Annotated in this window: 19 protein-coding genes; 3 read left to right on the top strand and 16 right to left on the bottom strand. The window is 64.1% G+C overall.

What is annotated here, in order from left to right:
* Positions 1-92: 92 nt before the first annotated feature.
* The 15 genes from tuf to QM588_RS15310 form a co-directional block, all read right to left on the bottom strand.
* Positions 93-1283 carry an elongation factor Tu gene (gene tuf / locus QM588_RS15380; protein WP_008714056.1) on the bottom strand — a complete coding sequence of 397 codons (1191 nt, stop codon included), beginning with the start codon at positions 1281-1283 and terminating at the stop codon, positions 93-95.
* A gap of 102 nt (positions 1284-1385) precedes the next feature.
* Positions 1386-3488 (bottom strand): elongation factor G, encoded by a 2103-nt coding sequence (fusA, locus tag QM588_RS15375; RefSeq protein ID WP_032407315.1) that lies wholly within the window; start codon positions 3486-3488, stop codon positions 1386-1388.
* Between the two features lie 95 nt (positions 3489-3583).
* Positions 3584-4054 carry a 30S ribosomal protein S7 gene (rpsG, locus tag QM588_RS15370; RefSeq protein WP_003941856.1) on the bottom strand — a complete coding sequence of 157 codons (471 nt, stop codon included), beginning with the start codon at positions 4052-4054 and terminating at the stop codon, positions 3584-3586.
* Position 4055: 1 nt separating this feature from the next.
* Complete coding sequence (rpsL, locus tag QM588_RS15365) at positions 4056-4430, bottom strand: 30S ribosomal protein S12 (RefSeq protein WP_027498160.1); 375 nt, start codon at positions 4428-4430, stop codon at positions 4056-4058.
* A gap of 276 nt (positions 4431-4706) precedes the next feature.
* Positions 4707-5216, bottom strand: a complete 510-nt coding sequence (locus tag QM588_RS15360; RefSeq protein ID WP_283314825.1) for a DUF3558 domain-containing protein — start codon at positions 5214-5216, stop codon at positions 4707-4709.
* 29 nt (positions 5217-5245) lie between these two features.
* Positions 5246-5764 carry a DUF3558 domain-containing protein gene (locus QM588_RS15355; RefSeq protein ID WP_283314496.1) on the bottom strand — a complete coding sequence of 173 codons (519 nt, stop codon included), beginning with the start codon at positions 5762-5764 and terminating at the stop codon, positions 5246-5248.
* Positions 5765-5838: 74 nt separating this feature from the next.
* Positions 5839-7254 (bottom strand): guanine deaminase, encoded by a 1416-nt coding sequence (locus tag QM588_RS15350; RefSeq protein WP_283314494.1) that lies wholly within the window; start codon positions 7252-7254, stop codon positions 5839-5841.
* A 46-nt stretch (positions 7255-7300) separates the two neighbouring features.
* Positions 7301-7924, bottom strand: a complete 624-nt coding sequence (locus QM588_RS15345) for a TetR/AcrR family transcriptional regulator (RefSeq protein ID WP_032375521.1) — start codon at positions 7922-7924, stop codon at positions 7301-7303.
* Positions 7925-7934: 10 nt separating this feature from the next.
* Complete coding sequence (locus QM588_RS15340; RefSeq protein ID WP_283314493.1) at positions 7935-8687, bottom strand: enoyl-CoA hydratase family protein; 753 nt, start codon at positions 8685-8687, stop codon at positions 7935-7937.
* A complete protein-coding gene (locus QM588_RS15335) occupies positions 8687-9877 on the bottom strand; it encodes an acyl-CoA dehydrogenase family protein (RefSeq protein WP_283314492.1) in 1191 nt (396 codons plus the stop codon). Before QM588_RS15335 ends, QM588_RS15340 begins: the two co-directional genes overlap by 1 nt.
* Positions 9874-11865 (bottom strand): acetyl/propionyl/methylcrotonyl-CoA carboxylase subunit alpha, encoded by a 1992-nt coding sequence (locus QM588_RS15330; protein ID WP_283314490.1) that lies wholly within the window; start codon positions 11863-11865, stop codon positions 9874-9876. The genes QM588_RS15335 and QM588_RS15330 overlap by 4 nt, the downstream gene beginning before the upstream one ends.
* Positions 11866-11872: 7 nt before the next feature.
* Positions 11873-13471 (bottom strand): acyl-CoA carboxylase subunit beta, encoded by a 1599-nt coding sequence (locus QM588_RS15325; RefSeq protein WP_027498168.1) that lies wholly within the window; start codon positions 13469-13471, stop codon positions 11873-11875.
* Positions 13468-14616 (bottom strand): acyl-CoA dehydrogenase family protein, encoded by a 1149-nt coding sequence (locus tag QM588_RS15320; protein ID WP_283314485.1) that lies wholly within the window; start codon positions 14614-14616, stop codon positions 13468-13470. The genes QM588_RS15325 and QM588_RS15320 overlap by 4 nt, the downstream gene beginning before the upstream one ends.
* Entirely contained in the window at positions 14613-16307 is a 1695-nt protein-coding gene (locus QM588_RS15315) for an acyclic terpene utilization AtuA family protein (protein ID WP_283314483.1), read from the bottom strand. The genes QM588_RS15320 and QM588_RS15315 overlap by 4 nt, the downstream gene beginning before the upstream one ends.
* A complete protein-coding gene (locus QM588_RS15310; protein ID WP_283314481.1) occupies positions 16304-17116 on the bottom strand; it encodes a TIGR03084 family metal-binding protein in 813 nt (270 codons plus the stop codon). The genes QM588_RS15315 and QM588_RS15310 overlap by 4 nt, the downstream gene beginning before the upstream one ends.
* Before the next feature lie 94 nt (positions 17117-17210).
* Between QM588_RS15310 and QM588_RS15305 the strand changes: the two genes are divergently transcribed.
* The 3 genes from QM588_RS15305 to QM588_RS15295 all read left to right on the top strand — a co-directional run bounded on the left by QM588_RS15305 (position 17211) and on the right by QM588_RS15295 (position 20729).
* Complete coding sequence (locus tag QM588_RS15305) at positions 17211-18269, top strand: endonuclease/exonuclease/phosphatase family protein (RefSeq protein WP_283314479.1); 1059 nt, start codon at positions 17211-17213, stop codon at positions 18267-18269.
* 7 nt (positions 18270-18276) lie between these two features.
* On the top strand, positions 18277-18675 hold the full coding sequence (locus tag QM588_RS15300) for an ASCH domain-containing protein (RefSeq protein WP_283314478.1): 399 nt from the start codon (positions 18277-18279) through the stop codon (positions 18673-18675).
* Positions 18676-18875: 200 nt separating this feature from the next.
* Positions 18876-20729, top strand: a complete 1854-nt coding sequence (locus QM588_RS15295; RefSeq protein WP_283314476.1) for an HNH endonuclease signature motif containing protein — start codon at positions 18876-18878, stop codon at positions 20727-20729.
* A 44-nt stretch (positions 20730-20773) separates the two neighbouring features.
* Here QM588_RS15295 and QM588_RS15290 read toward each other — a convergent pair whose 3' ends face one another.
* Entirely contained in the window at positions 20774-21403 is a 630-nt protein-coding gene (locus tag QM588_RS15290; RefSeq protein WP_283314474.1) for a class F sortase, read from the bottom strand.
* Positions 21404-21407: the final 4 nt, after the last annotated feature.

Below are 21407 nucleotides of genomic sequence, written 5' to 3'. Positions count from 1 at the left end.
TTGACGCGGGCGGCGGAGCCGGCCCCCACACACGCGAAAGCGGCACCCACCAGAAGGTGGGTGCCGCTTTCGTAGAGCTGGGTGAAGCTAGATCACTTGATGATCTTCGTGACGCGACCGGCTCCGACGGTACGACCGCCCTCACGGATTGCGAAACGCAGGCCGACGTCCATGGCGACCGGCTGGATCAGCGTGACGGACATCTCGGTGTTGTCACCGGGCATGACCATCTCGGTGCCCTCGGGGAGGGTCACAACGCCCGTAACGTCCGTGGTACGGAAGTAGAACTGCGGGCGGTAGTTGTTGAAGAACGGCGTGTGGCGGCCGCCCTCGTCCTTGGACAGGATGTAGGCGTTGCCCTCGAACTCCGTGTGGGGAGTCGTGGTGCCGGGCTTGATGATGACCTGTCCACGCTCGACGTCTTCGCGCTTGATGCCACGAACGAGGAGGCCGACGTTGTCGCCTGCCTGACCCGAGTCGAGCAGCTTGCGGAACATTTCGATGCCGGTGACGGTGGTCTTGGTCGAGCCGGGGCGGATGCCGACGATCTCGACCTCTTCGTTGACGTTGACCGAGCCGCGCTCGATACGTCCGGTGACCACGGTGCCACGACCGGTGATGGTGAAAACGTCCTCGACGGGCATGAGGAACGGCTTGTCGGTCTCACGGACGGGGTCCGGAACCGAATCGTCGACGGCCTGCATGAGCTCCAGAACCGACTCGCCCCACTTCTCGTCACCCTCGAGTGCCTTGAGTGCGGAGACCTTGATGACCGGTGCGTCCTCGTCGAACTCCTGCGAAGCGAGGAGCTCGCGGACCTCCATCTCGACGAGCTCGATGATCTCGTCGTCGTCGACCATGTCGGCCTTGTTCAGTGCGACCAGGATGTACGGCACGCCGACCTGGCGGGCGAGCAGCACGTGCTCGCGGGTCTGCGGCATCGGGCCATCGGTAGCTGCCACGACCAGGATTGCGCCGTCCATCTGAGCCGCGCCGGTGATCATGTTCTTGATGTAGTCGGCGTGACCCGGTGCATCGACGTGCGCGTAGTGGCGCTTCTCGGTCTGGTACTCGACGTGGGAGATGTTGATCGTGATACCACGAGCCTTCTCCTCCGGAGCCTTGTCGATCTGATCGAAAGCCGAGGCCTCGTTCAGGTCCGGGAACTTGTCGTGCAGAACCTTGGTGATTGCAGCCGTCAGCGTCGTCTTACCGTGGTCAACGTGACCGATGGTGCCGATGTTGACGTGCGGCTTCGTCCGATCGAACTTCGCCTTCGCCACTGTGTGTCCTCCTGGACTGATCTGTGCGTACCCCTGCGGGGCAAGCACGCGTATGTGTTGTTACTTATTACAGGTCGAGCGTGGTCCAGCAAACGAAGAGATTTACTCTCCGTTGACCTTCGCGATGATTTCCTTCGCTACGTTCGCGGGAACTTCTGCGTACGAATCGAAGACCATGGAGTAGTTAGCGCGGCCCTGCGTCTTCGACCGAAGGTCTCCGATGTAGCCGAACATCTCCGACAGCGGAACCAGTGCCTTGACGATACGGGCACCGCTGCGTTCCTCCATGGCCTGGATCTGACCACGGCGGGAGTTCAGGTCGCCGATGACCTCACCCATGTAATCCTCGGGCGTGATGACCTCGACGGCCATGACGGGTTCGAGGATGACGGGGCTGGCCTTGCGGGCGGCTTCCTTGAACGCTTGTGAGCCGGCGACCTTGAAGGCCATTTCCGACGAGTCGACGTCGTGGTACGCACCGTCGAGCAGTGTGACCTTGACGTTGACCAGGGGGTATCCGGCGAGAACACCGTACTGCATGGCGTCCTGTGCACCGGCGTCGACCGAGGGGATGTACTCCCTGGGCACTCGACCACCGCTGACCTTGTTCTCGAACTCGTACGTCGCGCCGTCTTCGCCCTCGAAAGGCTCGAGCTTGATGATGACCTTCGCGAACTGGCCGGAGCCACCGGTCTGCTTCTTGTGCGTGTAGTCGTGCTTCTCGACCGTCTTGCGGATGGTCTCGCGGTACGCAACCTGCGGCTTGCCGACGTTGGCCTCGACCTTGAACTCGCGACGCATACGGTCGACGAGGATGTCGAGGTGGAGCTCGCCCATGCCGCCGATGACGGTCTGGCCGGTGTCCTCGTCCAGCTTCACCGAGAACGTGGGGTCCTCTTCGGCGAGCTTCTGGATGGCTGTTCCCAGCTTCTCCTGGTCGGACTTGGTCTTGGGCTCGATAGAGACCTGGATGACCGGGTCCGGGAAGCTCATGGACTCGAGGATGATCTGGTTCTGCGGATCGCAGAGCGTGTCACCCGTCGTGGTGTCCTTGAGGCCGATGACGGCGTAGATGTGACCGGCAGACGCGGTCGCGATCGCGTTCTCCTTGTTGGAGTGCATCTGGAAGAGCTTGCCCAGACGCTCCTTCTTGCCCTTGGTCGAGTTGATGACCTGAGCGCCGGAGTCGACCTTGCCCGAGTACACCCGGACGTAGGTCAGCTTGCCGAAGAAGGGGTGAGTCGCGATCTTGAACGCGAGAGCTGCGAACGGCTCGTCTGCGGACGGCTTGCGAGTGATCTCCTTCTCCTCGTCGCCGACGGCGTGTCCGATGGTCTCGGCAACGTCGAGGGGAGACGGGAGGTAGTCGATGACCGCGTCGAGCATGGGCTGAACGCCCTTGTTCTTGAACGCGGATCCACACAGGATCGGGTACAGCTCGCTGTTGACCGTCATCTTGCGGATGGCGCCCTTGATCTCGTCGATCGTGAGCTCTTCGCCGCCGAAGTGCTTCTCCAGAAGCGCTTCGTCGGACTCGGCCACGGTCTCGAGCAGCATCGTGCGGTACTCGTCTGCGCGCTCCTTGAGGTTTTCCGGGATCTCCTGGATCTCGTACTTCTCACCGAGCTTGGTCTCGCCACTCCACACGAGAGCCTTCATCTGCACGAGGTCGATGACGCCCTCGAACTCGTTCTCTGCACCGATGGGCAGCTGGATGACCAGCGGCTTGGCACCGAGACGATCGATGATGGTCTGCACGGTGTAGTAGAAGTCCGCGCCGAGCTTGTCCATCTTGTTGACGAAGCAGATACGCGGCACGTCGTACTTGTCGGCCTGACGCCACACCTGCTCGGACTGCGGCTCGACACCCTCTTTGCCGTCGAACACTGCGACAGCGCCGTCGAGGACGCGGAGCGAACGCTCCACCTCGACGGTGAAGTCGACGTGACCGGGGGTGTCGATGATGTTGATCTGGTTGTCGTTCCAGAAGCACGTCGTGGCAGCAGAGGTGATCGTGATGCCACGCTCCTGCTCCTGCTCCATCCAGTCCATGGTGGCTGCGCCATCGTGAACTTCACCGATCTTGTAGGAGATACCGGTGTAGAAGAGGATGCGTTCGGTAGTGGTGGTCTTGCCGGCATCGATGTGGGCCATGATGCCGATGTTGCGGACCTTGTTGAGGTCGGTCAGCACGTCCTGTGCCACGAGTTAACCCGCCTTGGTGTTGGAAGAGGTATTGCCTGAGCTGATCAACGCTCCGGCGGTATCGGATAGTTCCGAATACCGCCCGAGCGAGGAGATCACCAGCGGTAGTGGGCGAACGCCTTGTTGGCTTCGGCCATCTTGTGAGTGTCTTCGCGGCGCTTCACAGCGGCACCGAGGCCGTTGCTGGCGTCGAGCAACTCGTTTGCCAGACGCTCGACCATGGTCTTCTCACGACGAGCGCGCGAGAACGTGACCAGCCAGCGCAGTGCCAGCGTGGTGGAGCGGCCGGGACGAACCTCGACGGGCACCTGGTAGGTGGCACCGCCGACGCGTCGGCTGCGAACCTCGAGAGCCGGCTTGACGTTGTCGAGTGCACGCTTGAGCGTGACGACGGGGTCGGTGCCGGTCTTCTCGCGAGCCTGCTCGAGCGCCTGGTAGACGATGCGCTCTGCGGTCGACTTCTTGCCGTCGAGAAGGATCTTGTTGACGAGCTGCGTGACCAACGGCGATCCGTAGACCGGGTCGTTGATCAGCGGCCGCTTGGGTGCTGGGCCCTTGCGTGGCATATCAGCTCTTCTCCTTCTTGGCTCCGTAGCGGCTGCGAGCCTGCTTGCGGTTCTTGACACCCTGGGTGTCGAGCGAGCCGCGGATGATCTTGTAACGCACACCCGGGAGGTCCTTCACACGACCGCCGCGAACGAGCACCATCGAGTGCTCCTGCAGGTTGTGGCCCTCACCGGGGATGTATGCGGTGACCTCTACCGAGGTGGTCAGGCGAACACGCGCGACCTTACGGAGAGCGGAGTTCGGCTTCTTGGGGGTGGTGGTGTACACGCGAGTGCACACACCACGGCGCTGGGGACTGCCCTTGAGGGCAGCGGTCTTCAGTTTCGCGACCTTGTCGGTGCGACCCTTACGGACCAGCTGGTTGATCGTTGGCATAAACCGGCTTTCTTCGTGTCGATAAACAGGGATCTAGCAGTTGGAGCAAGAGAACACTGCTCCTCACCCATGACGTCTCCGCGGGTCTCTTGCACCCCGCGGTCGGGTGTGTCGCATACCCCCACACGTCCAGCCGGTTGCGCGCTCTCGAGACGAACGTGCGCACGGCTGTACCTCGCATAGGCACACAAACGGTCCGGCCAGGCCGGACACGACCCATAACGATACCCGGCGGCGCGGCCTCGGGTCAAAACACCCTTCGCTCTGATACGCAACCTATCTGCTCAGGTTGAGTGTGAGGTCTGCCAGCTTCGCGGCCGCCTGGCAGGGATCGGGGTGTGCGACGCCCGGGCGGTACTGCACCCACCACCCGAAGATGCCTGCCTGGTCTGCTCCGGCCGACACTCCGCACGAGTCCGGGTCGTTGGGCCGTTGGGCCTGTATTGCCTTGCGTCCCTGCACCGTTGTGTCGCTGACGGAGTACGTCATCTTCTCGTCCGCCGCCCGCTCCGCGGCCAGGGTGCCGGACTCGAACCAGTTGAACGTCACCTTCACGATGCCCGACGAACCGATCAGATCCCATCGGCAGATCGCTCCGAAGAAGCCGCGAGCGATGTCGTCGGCTCCGGTGGCATCGGCGATCTGGTCATCGGAGACGGCATCGCACTCGGTCAACAACTTGGTGAATTCTTGGTTGCCCGAGCCGGCAAAGGACTCGGGCGTCGCGGTCCCCTGGACGGTCTGGGTGCATCCGGCAACGAGCAACACCGTCGCCGCTGCGGCCATCACGCGTCTCGTCGCCACCGCACGTCCGGTCACTGCTTGCGCTCCACGGTCAACTTCGCCAGCTCGTTCCCGACGTCGCACGGCGGGCGCGCCGGAATTTGCTCGGAGTAGGTGACCGACCAATGGAAGAAGTCGTCTCCGAACTGGACACCGATCTCGCACAGCGGGCCCTGTTCGGCCTCGAATCCGGGGTTGCCGTCGATGGCGATGTCCTTGGCCGGGCGGCCGATCAGCTCGGAACCGGCGCGTTCGCGGCCGATCGGACTGCCGCGGTACCAGGAGAAGCTGACGCTCGGTCCGCTGATGGCCACGGTTTCCCACTGGCAACCGACGGAGTTGCGGGTGACTTGGGCAAACGGTCCGGCACCGAACGCAGTCTGTACCTCGGTGTCGGTGATCGATCCGCATTCACCGAAGAACGGCCCGGGCTCGTACGCGGCCTTGCTGGTCGACGACTCGGGCCCGGTGTCGGCGGCATCGGTATCCGAGCCACCGCAGCCCGCAAGCAGCGCGGCGACCGCGGTGATGACCAGTGCCACTCGCTTCATGGGCGTCCTTCGCGTGCTGGTCCGATGCTGCAGTTCGACGTCGCACAGAACCTATCAACCGAACCGGGCACCGGTCATCTGCCGTGCACAGCGCGTCCCTGGACGTACACGCCCACGACGGCCGGCTCTCGCATGGCCATCAGCAGGGCGAACAGCGTTTGGTCTCCGGCCAACGCCGGGTCGTCGGCCCGCACGCCGTGGTCGATCGCTGCGGCGAGCTGCGGCCACGCGCCGGGATCGACGACGACGAAGTCCGCCTCCTTCCCCGCGTCGAAGTTGCCGATGCGCTCCTCCATGTCGAGTGCACGTGCCCCGGCGAGCGTTCCGGTGAACAGCAGTTCGGCCGGATGCAGCGACAGGCCCGCGTCCCCCGGTTCGGAGATGTGCACCTTGAACGCGTCGGCGAGTACCTGCGGTAGTAGCCACTCGTCACCGCCGCCGAAATCGGACCCGATGGCGATGGTCACCCCGGCGGCGACGGTTCTCTTCCACGGCATCGTGCCCGAGCCCAGGAACTGCTGCGACGTGGGACAGTGCGCGATGGACGTACCCGTCTCGGCCAACCTCGTCAGTTCCGCGTCTTCACAGTGCACCGCGTGCGCCAGAATCGACCGTCTGCCGAGCAGGCTCTTGCCCCCTACTTTCGAGCCCGGCAGGAACTTGCCGTCGTAGGTATCGAGGTAACTCTCGACCTGGTACGCGCCCTTGGTGGCGTCGATCTCGCCGGTGCCCGGTCGGTTGTTCTCGTTGAGGTGCGTGTGGAAGTAGACCCCTCTGCCGCGTACGGAGTCGTAGAGCTCGCCGAGGTTCCTCAGCGTTTCCGTCGTCACCGACAGAGAAAAACGCGGTACGACGGCGACGTGCAGCATCGCCGTGTCGACGTCGCCGGTATCGGCGGCGTGCCACTTCTCTATCTCCTCGGACACCAGGCGGATCGCCTCGTCCTCACCGGTGATCAGTGCGTGCGCCGAGGCGGGGCCGGTGGTCTGGATCCCGCGGCCACTCACGATGCGCAGTCCGTGCTCGAGCGTCTCGGAGAACAAAGAATCCTGTGCGTGCGGGAATGCCGACCCGAACACCATGGCCTGCGTCGTCCCGGCGCGAATGCGTGCTGCGCAGAAGTCGCGCGCAGCGGCCGCCGCGAACTCCGGATCGGCGAAGCGCGACTCGGACGGAAAGATGCAGGTGTTCAGCCATTCGAGCAACTGCCCGCCGCCGTAGGAATCGCCGGCATAGGTCTGTGGGAAGTGGATGTGCGTGTCGACGAATCCAGGCAGTAGGAAGCCGGGCCGATGATCGAACACATCCGAATGGGCGTAGTGCGTTGGTAGAGAATCGAACTCGCCGCAGAACTCGATCCTGCCGTCGTCGCCGACCACGAGGGCACCGTCGGGAATGGACACCAACGCGGTTGCGGCCTCGAGCACCGTGGGCGAGCCCGCGATGTGAAAGATATGGCCACGGTGGACGCGTGCGGAATCGGAAGTCACGAGCCGACTCAAGCACAGGTCGATCGGAACTGCAGATCGTGCGCTTCTAGTGCGCTACCGCTCCTACGGCGGACAGCCGCGCGTTCAGCGAGGCATCGAGCACATCGGCCCAGGCTCGCACGATTTCGACGCGGCGACGCGCGTCGTCGGTCAGGACGTCCGCGAGACCGAGCCCACGCGCCAGGTCGAGCGTCGCCTGAACGAGACGGTGGGTGACGGGATCGTTGTCGTCGACTCCGAGGTTCTCGACGGCCATCGAGTGCGCTCGACGACCGAATCGCTCTTCGAGTGGGACGATCCGGTCGCGCAGCTCCGGGTCGGCCGACGCGGCTGTCCAGACCTGCAGCGCCGCCTTGAACATCGGACCCGTGTAGTACTCGACGAGCCGCTCCACCACCAGTTTCGTTCGGCCGGGGCCGGGCGGAATCTCCTGCGCCTCGCGGCGCGCGTGGTCCATCCGGGTGTCGAACATGTACTCGAGTGCCCCGGTGATGAGGTCCTCACGCGTCGGGAAATGGTGTTGGGTGGCACCGCGAGAGACGCCGGCGCGCTCGGCGACGACCCCGACCGTCGTGGCGCTCCAGCCCTGCTCCGCGAGCGAGTCGATTGTCGCCTCGAGCAGTCGCTGACGCGTCACCCTGCTGCGATCCTGCTTGGGTTCGCGCGCCATCACCATCTCCCTAACTTTCGGCAGCCCAGGACGGCGGCCTCTTCTCCAGAAAGGACATCATCCCCTCTCGGGCCTCCTCCGATGCAAACAACCTGGCCGATTGCTCGGCGACGGCCGCACCGCGCTCGTCGATCTCACGTCGGATCGCTGCGGTGGTGAGCTGTTTCGACTCGGCCAGGCCCTGCGGCGAACACTTGCGAAACATGATCATGTAGTCGGCCACCGCGGCCGCAGGGACGGCGTCGGCCACTGTGACGAGACCGATCTCCTGGGCCGTGGCACCGTCGAACGTTTCCCCGGTGAGGAAGTAGCGACTCGCCGCACGGGAGGTCAGCCGCGGCAACACGGCCACCGAGATGACCGACGCGGCCAGGCCGAGCCGAACCTCCGTCAACGCGAACGAACTCTCGGGTCCGGCCACCGCGACGTCGCAGGCCGCCACGAGCCCCATCCCGCCTGCCCGCACATGTCCATCGATCTGTACGACGACGGGTTTCGGTGTGTCGATGATCAGCCGCATCAGGTCGAGCATCTGGCGGGTCCGCAGCTCCGGTGATGCTCCGGCTTCTCTGAGATCGGCCCCGGCACAGAACGTCGTACCGGTGTGCCCCAGCACGATCGTCCTGACGGCGGGATCCTGAGCCGCAGCCTCCAGACCCGCGGTGAGCTCGGAGACCAGTACCGAGGACAGCGCATTGCGGTTCTCCGGCGAATCCAGCGTCAGATATCCCGTGCTCTTGTACGTCTCGAAGGTAACGGCCATCAGTAGCTTCTCGGCAGGCCGAGCGAGTGCTGGCTCACGAAGTTGAGAATCATCTCCCGACTCACCGGTGCCACGCGCGCGATACGGGCCGCCCCGAGCATCGCAGCCAATCCGTATTCACTGCTCAACCCGGCACCACCGTGGGTTTGGATCGCCTGATCGAGCGCCTTGATGCTGGCCTCGGCCGCAGCGTATTTGGCCATGTTCGCGGCCTCGGCAGCGCCGAAGTCGTCGCCGGAGTCGTAGAGCACCGCGGCTTTCTGCATCATCAACTTCGCCAACTCCAGCTCGATCTTGCACTGCGCCAACGGGTGCGCCAAGCCCTGGTGTGCGCCGATCGGTGTCTTCCAGACGGTGCGTTCCTTGGCGTACTTGACCGCGGCGTCGATGGCGTAGCGGCCCATTCCGATTGCCATTGCAGCGCCGAGGATGCGCTCGGGGTTGAGACCCGCGAACAACTGCATCAGCGCGGCATCGGCCTCACCGACGAGTGCCTCGGCGGGCAGCCGGACGTCGTCGAGGAACAGCACGAACTGGTGATCGGGCTCGACGATGTCCATCTCCATCTGCGTCTTCTGCAGTCCCGGAGCGTCCGTGGGCACGATGAACAGCGCAGGCTTGAGCTTGCCGGTCTTGGAATCCTCGGTGCGTGCGACGATCAACACGGCGTCGGCCTGATCGACACCGGAGATATAGATCTTGTTGCCCTTGAGAATCCACCCTGCTTCATCCCCCGTCGCTCCGCTCGCCCCGTCCCTGTCACGACGCGCAGTGGTGGTGATCTGGTGCGAGTTGGATCCGGCGTCGGGCTCGGTGATGCCGAAGACCATGATCTTGGAACCGTCGGCGAGAGCGGTGAGCCACTCCTGCTTCTGGTCTGCCGTGCCGTACTTGCCGATGATGGTGCCGCAGATCGCCGGGCTGACGACGACGAGCAGTAGACCGGCACCGTGCGCAGCCAACTCCTCCTGCACGAGCGCGAGCTCGTAGATGCCTGCGCCTCCGCCGCCGTATTCCTCGGGCAGATTGACCCCGAGGAAGCCGAGCTTGCCCGCCTCGTTCCACAGTTCGGTCAGTGGCTCGCCCTTGCGAGCCTTGGGCAGCACGTAGTCGATGTAGTTGTACCGCTTGCCCAGTGACGAGACTGCGTTGCGCAGACCCTTCTGCTCTTCGGATTCGATGAAACTCATGCTTGCTCCGCTCCCTGCTCGGTGACTACTGGCGTGTCGGTGACTACTGCCAAGACCTGTCCTACCTCGACTTGCTGACCCTGCTGCACGTTCAACTCGGCGAGCACACCATCGGCCGGTGCAGTCACGGTGTGCTCCATCTTCATCGCCTCCAGCCACAGAATGGGCTGGCCTGCGGTGACGGTATCTCCCTGCGCAGCAGCAATTCTGATGACGCTGCCCGGCATCGGCGCGAGCAGTGATCCGGCCGCCACCTCGTCGGTGGGGTCGGTGAACCTCGGTGCCCGAGCCAATCGGACCGGGCCCAGGGAAGAATCCACGAACACGTCGGACCCGTAGGTGCTCACTGCGAAGATACGACGAATACCGTTGTCGTCCAGCGTCACCCGAGTTGGGGTGTGTTCGACGAGCTGGACGCCATCGAGCGAGACTCCGTCCACCGAGGAGATCAGGCCGACGCGTCCGATCGAGTATTCGACAGTCCTGTCGTTGTACGTCTTGCGTTGTGGCTGCGACCGGAGGTTCCGCCAGCCGCCGGGGAGTCCGCGATTCACCCGCGCTCGCGCGACATTGCTCGCCGCGTCGGCCAAGGCAGCCGCGAGAGCCGACAGTTCCTCGGCCCGGCCTTGTGCGATCGGCCGAGCCAGGACGTCGAGGCCGTGGGTGTCGAAGAAGGCCGTGTCGGTGTCGCCGGCCACAAACGCCGGATGGCGCAGAATGTTGACCAACAGATCGCGATTGGTCTTCAAACCGTGAATGGTGGCGTTCTGCAGTGCTTTCGCCAACAGAGTCGCCGCTCGATCCCGCGTCGGGGCGAAGGAGATCACCTTGGCGAGCATGGGGTCGTACTGCGTTCCCACCACACTGCCCGTCTCGACGCCGGAATCGACTCTGATGTAGCCAGCTTTGTCCGACACCTCGAACTGCGCACCGGGGATGTCGAATCGGTGCACGGCACCGCTCTGCGGCTGCCAGTCCTGAGCCGGGTCCTCGGCGTACAGCCGAACCTCGATCGAGTGTCCTCGTGTCGTGGGCTGTTCGGCCGGTAGCCGCTCCCCCGCCGCCACCTGGATCTGCAGCGCCACCAGATCCAGACCCGTCGTGCATTCGGTGACCGGATGCTCCACCTGCAGGCGGGTGTTCATCTCGAGGAAGAAGAAGTTCCCCTTCTCGTCCGCGAGGAATTCGACGGTGCCTGCTCCCTCGTATCCGATGGCCTCGGATGCCAGCGTCGCTGCCTCGAACAGCTTCTCGCGCATGCCGTCGATGCGTTCGACGAGCGGCGACGGAGCTTCCTCTACGACCTTCTGGTGCCTGCGTTGGATCGAGCATTCACGCTCGCCCACCGTCCACACCGTGCCGAATCGATCGGCCATGACCTGGACTTCGATGTGCCGCCCGGTTTCGATGTACCGCTCGATGAACACCGTTCCATCGCCGAAGGCAGACAGCGCTTCTCGTCCGGCCGCCTCGAGCTCCGACTGCAGTGTGTCGAGACTGCGGACGATGCGCATCCCCCGACCGCCGCCGCCCGCGGAGGCCTTGATCAGTACCGGTAACTCGTTCTCGGTGACCGACTCGGGATCGAGTCGAGTCAACACCGGCACTCCGGCGTCGGCCATCATCTTCTTGGACTCGACCTTCGAGCCCATCGATTCGATCGCCTTGACAGGCGGTCCGATCCAGGTCAACCCGGCGTCGAGTACCTGCCGGGCGAATTCGGCGTTCTCGGATAGGAATCCGTATCCCGGATGGACCGCGTCGGCACCGGCCTGCACCGCGGCGGCGATGATCAGTTCTCCGCGCAAGTAGGTCTCGGACGGGCTCTGACCAGGCAGGCGTACAGCGGAGTCCGCCTCACGCACATGGGGAGATGCCGCGTCGGCGTCGGAGAAGACCGCGACGGTGTCGATGCCCTCCGCGCGGCAAGTGGTGAAGACGCGTCGGGCGATCTCGCCGCGGTTGGCCACGAGGACTTTGTTCAGCATGCGGGCATCACATCCGGAAGACACCGAAGTTCGCGGTGCCTTCGATCGGGGCAGAGGCAATGGCCGACAGGCACATTCCCACCACCGTGCGGGTGTCACGGGGATCGATGACGCCGTCGTCGTAGAGGCGTCCGGACAGGAACATCGGCAACGATTCGGCTTCGATCTGATTCTCGATCATCGCGCGCAGGCCGGCATCGGCCTCCGCGTCGAACGCTTGACCGCGAGCTTCTGCGGCGGCGCGTCCGACGATGGAGATGACGCCGGCCAGCTGTGCGCCACCCATGACAGCGGACTTGCTGGACGGCCAGGCGAAGAGGAAGCGAGGATCGAAGGCGCGGCCGCACATGCCGTAATGGCCGGCTCCGTAGGACGCCCCGAGCAGGATCGAGATGTGCGGCACCTTCGAATTGGAGACGGCGTTGATCATCATCGATCCGTGCTTGATCATGCCGCCTTCCTCGTATTCCTTACCGACCATGTAGCCGGTGGTGTTGTGCAGGAACAACAGTGGCGTGTTCGACCGGTTTGCTAGCTGGATGAACTGCGTCGCCTTCTGCGATTCCTCGCTGAACAGCACGCCGCGTGCGTTGGCCAGGATGCCGATCGGGTAGCCGTGCAACTCTGCCCAACCGGTGACGAGCGAACCGCCGTACATGGGCTTGAACTCGTCGAAGTCGGAACCGTCGACGATGCGGGCGATGACCTCGCGGGGATCGAACGGGATCTTCAGGTCGGTGGGGACGATGCCGAGCAGATCCTCGGGATCGGCGAGTGGCTCGATGACCTCGGTGCGTGGCTCGGGCCCCTTCTTCTTCCAGTTCAACCGGGAGACGATGCTGCGTCCGATGCGGATGGCATCCTGCTCGTCGACGGCGAAGTAGTCTGCGAGACCGGACTTTCGGGCGTGCATCTCGGCTCCACCGAGCGACTCGTCGTCCGAGTCCTCACCGGTGGCCATCTTCACCAGGGGCGGCCCGGCCAGGAACACCTTGGATCGTTCCTTGATCATGACGACGTGATCGGACATGCCGGGAACGTAGGCACCGCCCGCAGTCGAGTTGCCGAACACCAGGGCGATGGTCGGAATGCCGGCCGCCGAGAGCTGCGTCAGATCGCGGAACATGCGTCCGCCGGGGATGAACACCTCTTTCTGCGTGGGCAGGTCGGCACCGCCCGACTCGACGAGAGAGATCACCGGCAGTCGGTTCTGGGTGGCGATGTCGTTGCCGCGGAACCCCTTCTTGAGGGTCCACGGGTTGCTGGATCCGCCGCGGACCGTGGGATCGTTGGCCACGATGAGACATTCGACCCCGCACACGACACCGATACCCATGACGGTGCTGGCACCGACGGGAAAGTCGCTGCCCCACGCGGCAAGTGGGCACAGTTCGAGAAACGCGGAATCCTCGTCGATCAACAGTTCGATGCGCTCACGGGCGAGCAGCTTGCCACGCTTCTTGTGGCGGTCGACGTACTTCTGACCGCCACCCAGCAGCGCCTTGTCGTGTTCGGCGTCGATCTCGGCCAGTTTGGTGTGCATGGCCTCGGTGGCACCGGTGTACTGCTCCGATGCGGTGTCGAGAGTGGACTTCAGCACGCTCATGCCTGGTACCCCAATCGTTTTGCGGCAAGGCCGGTGAGAATTTCGGTGGTTCCGCCGCCGATGCCGAGGATGCGCATGTCGCGGTACTGCCGCTCGACCTCGCTCTCGCGCATGTACCCCAGTCCGCCGAAGAGTTGGACGGCTTGATTGGCCACCCACTCTCCGGATTCGACGGCGGTGTTCTTGGCGAAGCAGACCTCGGCGATGAAGTCACCGTCCTCCTGCATGGACCGCTCGACGAGGGAGCGCGTGTACACGCGAGCGATGTCTATCTTCCGCGCCATCTCGGTGACGGTGTTCTGCACGGATTGCCGTGCAATGAGCGGCTTTCCGAAGGTCTCTCGGTCTCGAACCCACTGCAGCGTCAGATCGAGGCACCGTTGCGCACTGGCGTAGGCCTGAGCAGCGAGAGCGATGCGCTCGGTGAGAAATGCCTGCGCGATCTGAACGAAGCCACTGTTCTCGGCACCGACCAGGTTGGCCACCGGCACCCGGGCGTCGACGAAGGAAAGTTCGGCGGTATCGGAGGCGCGCCAGCCCATCTTGTCCAGCTTGCTGGTGACCTCGAAGCCCGGTGTTCCTCTCTCTACGACGAGGAGCGACACTCCGGCTGCACCCGCGCCTCCCGTCCGCACCGCGGTGACGACGAAGTCCGCACGGCACCCCGAGGTGATGTAGGTCTTCGACCCGTTGACGACGTAATGGTCGCCGTCTCTGACCGCCTTGGTCCGCAGGTGACCCACGTCGGAGCCGCCGCCCGGCTCGGTGATCGCGAGCGATCCGATCTTCTCCCCCGCCAACGTCGGCCGTACCCATTTGTCGATCTGCTCAGGATCTCTCGCGGCAACCAAGTGCGGCAACGCAATTCCACAGGTGAACAGAGAAGCGAACAGTCCGCCCGACGCGCCGGCCTGGTGCATCTCCTCGCAGATCAGCACCGCGTCCGCGAGATCACCGCCGTCGCCGCCGACGTCCTCAGGAAACCCTGCGCCGAGCAAACCGAGAGCGGCCGCTTTCTTGTGGAGCTCGCGCGGGATCTCGCCCTCGCTCTCCCACCGATTCATGTGCGGCGCAATGTCCTGCTCGACGAAACTGCGAACGGTCTTGCGAAGCTGCTGACGCTCCGGGGTAGTCCAGATGCTCATACGAGTGCTCCCTTGTAAGCGAGTGTTTCGGGGATGTCGATGTGCCGCGACCGCAGCCATTCACCGAGTCCCTTGGCCTGTGGATCGAATCTGGCCTGCGACGCCACACCTTGGCCGAGGATGCCGTCGATGACGAAATTCACGGCCCTCAGATTCGGCAACACGTGTCGCGTGACCGTGAGGTGCTCGGCCTCGGGAAGCATCTGCTTCAGGGTGTCGACGGTCAATGAGTGGACGAGCCAGGCGAATTCGTCGTCGGTGCGCACCCACACTCCGACGTTGGCGCTCCCACCCTTGTCTCCGCTGCGGGCGGCGGCGATAGTGCCGAGTGGTAGTCGGATGGTGTACTCGGCGGCTCGCGGTGCCGGCAGCTGCGGTTCGACCAGCGATTCCAGGACTCGCGTCTGCGCCGAGGGTGCGATGCTGCGTTCGGTGCCATCGGCCAGGTGGGCCGTATGCGGTACGTCGTGTGCGTCGACGAAACCTGCGGTGAACACCCCGTACGGGGCTCCGTTTCCGGGCGGTGCGGTGACCGAGAAGCCCGGGTAACTGGCGAGTGCGAGTTCGACCGCTACGGCGGAAAACTGGCGTCCCACCGCGTCGGGGTTACTGTCGCGGGCGACGCAGCGCAGCAACGCGCTTGCGGTTTCCTCGGTCTCGGCGTCGGGCTTGTCGGTACGCACCAGAGTCCAGTCCAGCTCGGTCGGCCGAGCGGGTAGCCACGACTCGAACTGTCTCTGCGCCAGTTCGGCTTTGGCCTCGATATCCAGGCCGGTCAACACCATCGTGAATTCGTTACGGAAGCCGCCGAGTGCGTTGAGCGAGACCTTGTAGGTGGGCGGCGGCGCTTCTCCGGTGACCCCGCTGATCGATACTCGGTTGCTGGACTCCTGCGCCAGGACCGCCGTGTCGATGCGCGCGGTGACGTCGGGGTTCGCGTATCGGCCACCGGTGATCTCGTACAGCAGTTGCGCAGTGACGGTACCTACACTGACGGCACCGCCGGTGCCCTCGTGCTTGGTGATGACGGAGGATCCGTCGGCTTCGATCTCTGCGATGGGGAATCCGGGACGGGACATGTCGGCGATCTCGGTGAAGAACGAGTAGTTACCGCCGGTGGCTTGAGTACCGCATTCGATGACGTGGCCCGCGATGACCGCGCCGGCCAACGCGTCGTAATCGGTTGTCGACCAGCCGAAGTGAGCAGCGGCCGGGCCGACGATGACACTGGCGTCGGTGACGCGTCCGGTCACGACGACGTCGGCACCGGAGTTCAGGCATTCCACGATTCCCCATGCACCGAGGTATGCGTTTGCCGTCAGTGGGCTGCCGAGGCCGAGTTCGCTTGCTCTGCCGAGGAGGTCGTCGCCGTCCACGTAGCCGATCTTCGCGCCGGAATCGAGCTTCTCCAACGCCTCGACCAGTCCGCGAGGATTGAGTCCGCCGGCATTGGCGACAATTTTGACGCCCTTGTCGAGTGCCAGTCCGAGGCAGTCCTCGGCTTGCCGCAGAAAGGTTTTGGCGTAGCCACGGGTCGCGTCCTTCATTCGGTCGCGGCCGAGAATGAGCATGGTCAGCTCGGCGAGGTAGTCACCGGTGAGGTAGTCGAGGTCGCCTCCTTCGAGCATCTCCCGCATCGCGGACAGTCGATCCCCGTAGAAACCGGAGCAGTTGCCTATACGTACGGTCATGCTTTCTCGCGTCCTGCCTTGTCTCGTCCCTGTCCGGGAGGGCCTGCGAAGGCTTGGGCGATGGTGAGCCAGTGTGCGGCATCGGCACCGTCGGCTCGAACGTCCAGGTCGTCGCGGTGTGCGCGCTGGGTGACGAGGAGACAGAAGTCGAGTGCCGATCCGGTGACACGCTGCTCGGCGGCGTCGGGGCCCCAGGTCCACAGCTCGCCCGACGGTGCGGTGAGCTCGATTCGGAACGGGTCCGGCGGCGGAGTCTGCTCGTCGACGGCGTAGGCGAAATCTCTCGTGCGGACACCGATGTGTGCGACTCCGCGGATTCGGTCGGTCGGTACGCGGGTGACGCCCAACGCGTCGGCGACGTCCTGACCATGGGCCCACGTCTCCATGAGACGGGCGGTGGCCATGGACGCGGCACTCATGGGCGGGCCGAACCACTTGATCTTGACGCCCGCCGGGACCTGCATCAGCGCCTCCGTCATGGCGTGGCGGCGGGTTCGCCACGCGCTCAACAGTTCGGGATTGCCCGCTTCCTCATCGGCGGCGTGGTCGACGAAGCCGGTGGGGTTCTCCCAGGCCGTTTTCAGCGTGCGAGCGAACTCCTCCTCGGCCACGGTATCGCCGGACGCTGCAGACGTGGTTCGCTCCGCGACGTGATCCGTCCACGACAGGTGCGCGATCTGATGTGCGATCGTCCAGCCCGCCGCCGGCGTAGGTACCGCCCAGCGTTCGGGTGCCAGCTCGGCCACCAGCGCGTCGAGGTCGTCACCCTCGGCACGGAGATCGCCGACGAGTGAGTCGAGGTCTGCCATGGGACCAGCTTCACAAAGGCACGAGAAAAAAGCAAGCACGCTTGCTTGTTAATTCGTAACCCTACGTTCGCTTGCCGTGTCTACGGTCGGAAACGTGAAAACGTCGAGACTTGTGGCCGTCGCCGTTACCCTCGCCTTCATGGCTGCCGGCTGCTCTTCTGCGGACCCGACCCCCGACGAACCGTCGAGCATTCGGGTGGCGACATTCAACGCCAGTCTCAATCGATCCGCGGCCGGACAGCTGATGGCGGACCTGCGCGGAGAGAACGCCCAGGCTCGCGCGGTAGCCGACGTGATCTCCGCGAACTCACCGGATGTGTTGCTGGTCAACGAGTTCGACTATTCGGGGTCCGATGCCCCGACCCTCTTCAACGAGAACTACCTCGACGGGCAGTACCCGTTCTTCTTCACCGCTCCGGTGAACACCGGCGTCGACTCGGGACTCGACCTCGATGGGGACGGCGCACTCGGTGGCCCCGGGGACGCCTGGGGATTCGGACAGTTCCCCGGCCAGTACGGCATGGTGGTGTACTCGAAATTCCCGATCGACACCGGTTCGGTACGCACGTTCCAGAACTTCCTGTGGAAAGACATGCCGGAATCACTGTTACCGCGCGACTATTACGGAGAGAACGCGGACGCGCTTCGACTGTCCAGCAAATCTCATTGGGACGTGCCCGTCGACGTGAACGGGAAGACGCTCCACGTGTTGGCCTCGCACCCCACTCCCCCGTCCTTCGACGGACCCGAGGACCGAAACGGCAAGCGCAATCACGACGAGATCCGGTTGAGCGCCGATTACATTTCCGGTGCCGACTACCTCTACGACGACAACGGCGTGCGAGGCGGACTCGACGAGGGAGCGTCGTTCGTGATGATGGGAGACCAGAACAGCGATCCGGTCGACGGCGACTCCGTGGCCGGGGCCATCGCACAGGTTCTGGATCTTCCGCGCGTTCGAGATACGGCACCCACGTCCGATGGACATGGAACGGACACAGCAGATTTCGCTGATCCGACGCCGGGTGATCTGCGCGTGGACTACGTACTGCCGTCGGACGACCTGACCGTGCGCGACTCGCAGGTGTATTGGCCCGATCAGGCCGAGCACCCGTCGGACCACAGACTGGTGTGGGTAGACCTCGAAATATGATGCGTGAGTGACCGATCTGCCGATTGTCGAGTTCGCCTACCCGGGCCCACTACGGGACAGGCTGGTTGCGGCCGTGCTGTCAGGAGCGAAGACCAGCACGGCAAGCCTGTTGGCTCAGAACACTGACGAGGAGCTACCGAGGGTCGGCGAACGCGGTGCGGTGGTGAATTCGGCGGGTGCCGTGGTCGGGGTCATCGAGACCACGGCCGTCGTTGTCGTTGCGCTGAGCGATGTTTCGCTGCAGCATGCGCTCGACGAGGGCGAAGGATACATCGATGTGGCGCAGTGGCGTGCCGGACACGAGAGATTCTGGCAGTCCGCCGAAGTCCGCGAGGAGCTGGGCGATCCGAACTTCACGGTGAACGACGACACTCTGGTGGTGCTGGAGCGCTTCGAGCTGACATGAAGGTCGCCCGACAGCTTTGCGGCGATGTTCGAGGCTCGAGCCGCGGACTCACAGCTTTTCGGTGGGTGGGTGTATGGGCACCCTGACGCCAATCCTTCTTCATTGCAAGATAATTGAGGTTGACGATTGGTTCCCATCTCGGTACCATCGAACACACGTTCTACATATTGTTGGAACATCAGCCGGGGGGCGAAGGCACAATGGGCACATCGACGCGTAGCCGTTTCGCGGCCTATCTCGGGCCGCAATCGAAGCCGTACATCGAGGCTGCTTCGTTGGCCGAGATTTTGGATGTCGCGATTCTGGAGAATCAGGCGTGCGCCCGCAAGGTCTCTGTGGCCGCCGCCATCTGGGACTCGTGCATTCATCAGAACGTTCTGGTCGGCGATGTCGTTCAGGATGCGGGCAACTATGCAGCGTCCGAGATTGCGCACGTGCTGGGTTGCTCGAAGACGGTCGCGAACTCGTACGCCGAGATCGGTATGGACCTACGGCTTCGGCTACCCGCCATTGCAGCTGCGTTCGGGGCCGGCGAACTCGATTTGCCCCGAGTCCGTGCGATCTACCGCTGCACTCACAATTTGACGCAGGACGCGGCGACCGCCGTCGAAGGCGAGGTTCTTGACGCTGCCAGACGTCTCTCCCCCGGCCCGCTCGCGACCGAGATCTGGTCGATCATGTATCGCATCGCTCCCGAGGAGGCCGCCGCTCTCCGTAAGGACCTGGAACGACACACCAACGTCACTTACACCGACAAGGACGTGCTGTCGACGCTCAAAGCCGATCTCACCGCTGCCGACGCCGCCGCCGCCTGGCAGCTGATCAACGAGATGGCCGCCACCGTCTGCCGACGCGATCCGCGCAACAAAGGACAGAAACGAGCGGCCGCGTATGTCGCTCTGCTGCACCAGGAATCGTCGATGGCATGCCTGTGCGACGCGAACGACGACCATCCGTGCACGGCCGACGCATCGCGACCTGATCGACGTGCACCACTGACCGTCATCACCGTCGACCTCGCCACCCTCGCCGGCCTACTGTCCAATCCCGCGCACCTGGCCGGACACGGAACCATCGACGCCGAGTACGCCCGCGAGCTTGCCGAGAACTCACACTGGCAGCTACTGCTGACCGAGGCGCGCAACCTCGCCGACAAACTCGGACACGGTGACGACCTCGAATCGATGATCGACCTCGACTCGACAGAAGACACGAACACCGACACTGGCGCTGGCGCTGGCGCTGGGACCGACACCGACACTGGCACCGACACCGAAAACGTCGCCGTGGATGTCATAGACGACGATGCAGTACATGCCGCACCGCTTCGGCCGACATGTACCCCGCATGTGGTGTTTCATCCGCTGGGTCGTGGGCGTCGTCGAAGCAGCGCAGTTCCTCGTCCACTCCGATCGCCGGCGGCAGCCGGAACTCCACCGCGCAGCAGTTGCATTGCCACGCCGTATCGCGGTGCTTTCACTCTGGTGGCCAAGTTCGAGGCGGCGATCGCATGCGAACCCACGCTCGGGGTAGCGCTTCACCCGGATGGGCACGGGGGCCTCGTGATACCGCCACCCGGAGCCCTCGTCTATCGGCCGTCCGGCGGCCTCGCCGAAAGAATTCGCTTCCGCGACCGAACATGCAGGCATCCCGGATGTGATGTCCCCGCGCAGCAGTGCGAGATCGACCATATAGTCCCGTATCTCCACCGCGATCCAATGACCGGCGGCTGGACGATCGACACCAATCTGCACTGCCTGTGCCGCTATCACCACAGCCTGAAGACCATGGGCCTGTGGACTCCGGTCATGCTTACCGATGGCGTCGAATTCTGGGTCTCCAATGCCGGCACCACTGCCGTCACCGTGCCCGCAACAACTCAGCTCGCCGATTGCGGCCACCTACCGACCGTCTACCGCAGACCGAAAGGCGCGGGACGGCAGGCAGTTTTATCGACCTCGACCTCGACCTCACCAAGGCTTCGATCTACCTCGACTTCGGTGCCTCTGTCCACTTCTGCATCCACACCCGACGACGACGTGCCGCCGTTCTGAATACGTAGTCGATGGCGCTGCAGCCGGGCTCGAAAGGCAGAGCGTCAGACCCGATCCGCGTAGACGACGATGTTGTCCTCGTAACTCGCTACATCCGAATCGAATTGGCCACCGCACGTGATCAGACGCAACCCTGGGTGGTCGAGGTCGCCGTACACCTTCTGGGTGGGGAAGGCATCCTTCGGATACTGCTCCACAGCGCTGACGACGAACCGGATGGTGCTTCCATCCTCGGCAGTGACGGACACATCGTCTCCCTGCTCCAGTTCGCGGAGTCGGTAGAAGACACCCGGGCTACCGGCCCAATCGACGTGGCCGGCAACGATCGACGGTCCCAGCTGACCCGGAATCGGCGATCCGGTGTACCAGCCTGCGGGAAAACCGCCCGGCGGGACCTCCATTGCTCCATCGGGATTCAACCCGAGGTCCATCACATCGGAATCGACACCGATCGCATCGATCTCGATACGTTCGGGCGGAGATGCGACACCATCGGCCGAACCACCGCTCTGGGCAGGGACCGAATTCGGTTGAGCAACAACTTCAGCCGATGTCGTTGCTGGAGTTCGAGTCGGAGCGGGCTCATCGGCCGGTGTCGCACACCCCGACACCAGTGCAACCGCCATCAAGCAGGCTGCTGCCGCAGCCCGCACTGCAACCCGGCGACGGGTCACAGTG

This window comes from Rhodococcus sp. IEGM 1354, from assembly GCF_030056855.1.
Classification (GTDB): domain Bacteria; phylum Actinomycetota; class Actinomycetes; order Mycobacteriales; family Mycobacteriaceae; genus Rhodococcoides.
Note: the sequence above shows the minus strand (reverse complement) of the source record. Positions and strands in the feature narration are given on the sequence as shown.

Bases quoted from the DNA above. Each gene is read 5' to 3' on its own strand.
- rpsL (WP_027498160.1), bottom strand. From the start codon at position 4,430: ATGCCAACGATCAACCAGCTGGTCCGTAAGGGTCGCACCGACAAGGTC.
- QM588_RS15355 (WP_283314496.1), bottom strand. From the start codon at position 5,764: ATGAAGCGAGTGGCACTGGTCATCACCGCGGTCGCCGCGCTGCTTGCG.
- QM588_RS15325 (WP_027498168.1), bottom strand. From the start codon at position 13,471: ATGAGCGTGCTGAAGTCCACTCTCGACACCGCATCGGAGCAGTACACC.
- QM588_RS15345 (WP_032375521.1), bottom strand. From the start codon at position 7,924: ATGGCGCGCGAACCCAAGCAGGATCGCAGCAGGGTGACGCGTCAGCGA.
- QM588_RS15335 (WP_283314492.1), bottom strand. From the start codon at position 9,877: ATGAGTTTCATCGAATCCGAAGAGCAGAAGGGTCTGCGCAACGCAGTC.
- QM588_RS15340 (WP_283314493.1), bottom strand. From the start codon at position 8,687: ATGGCCGTTACCTTCGAGACGTACAAGAGCACGGGATATCTGACGCTG.
- QM588_RS15315 (WP_283314483.1), bottom strand. From the start codon at position 16,307: ATGACCGTACGTATAGGCAACTGCTCCGGTTTCTACGGGGATCGACTG.
- QM588_RS15330 (WP_283314490.1), bottom strand. From the start codon at position 11,865: ATGCTGAACAAAGTCCTCGTGGCCAACCGCGGCGAGATCGCCCGACGC.
- QM588_RS15295 (WP_283314476.1), top strand. From the start codon at position 18,876: ATGGGCACATCGACGCGTAGCCGTTTCGCGGCCTATCTCGGGCCGCAA.
- rpsG (WP_003941856.1), bottom strand. From the start codon at position 4,054: ATGCCACGCAAGGGCCCAGCACCCAAGCGGCCGCTGATCAACGACCCG.
- QM588_RS15320 (WP_283314485.1), bottom strand. From the start codon at position 14,616: ATGAGCATCTGGACTACCCCGGAGCGTCAGCAGCTTCGCAAGACCGTT.
- QM588_RS15360 (WP_283314825.1), bottom strand. From the start codon at position 5,216: ATGGCCGCAGCGGCGACGGTGTTGCTCGTTGCCGGATGCACCCAGACC.
- QM588_RS15310 (WP_283314481.1), bottom strand. From the start codon at position 17,116: ATGGCAGACCTCGACTCACTCGTCGGCGATCTCCGTGCCGAGGGTGAC.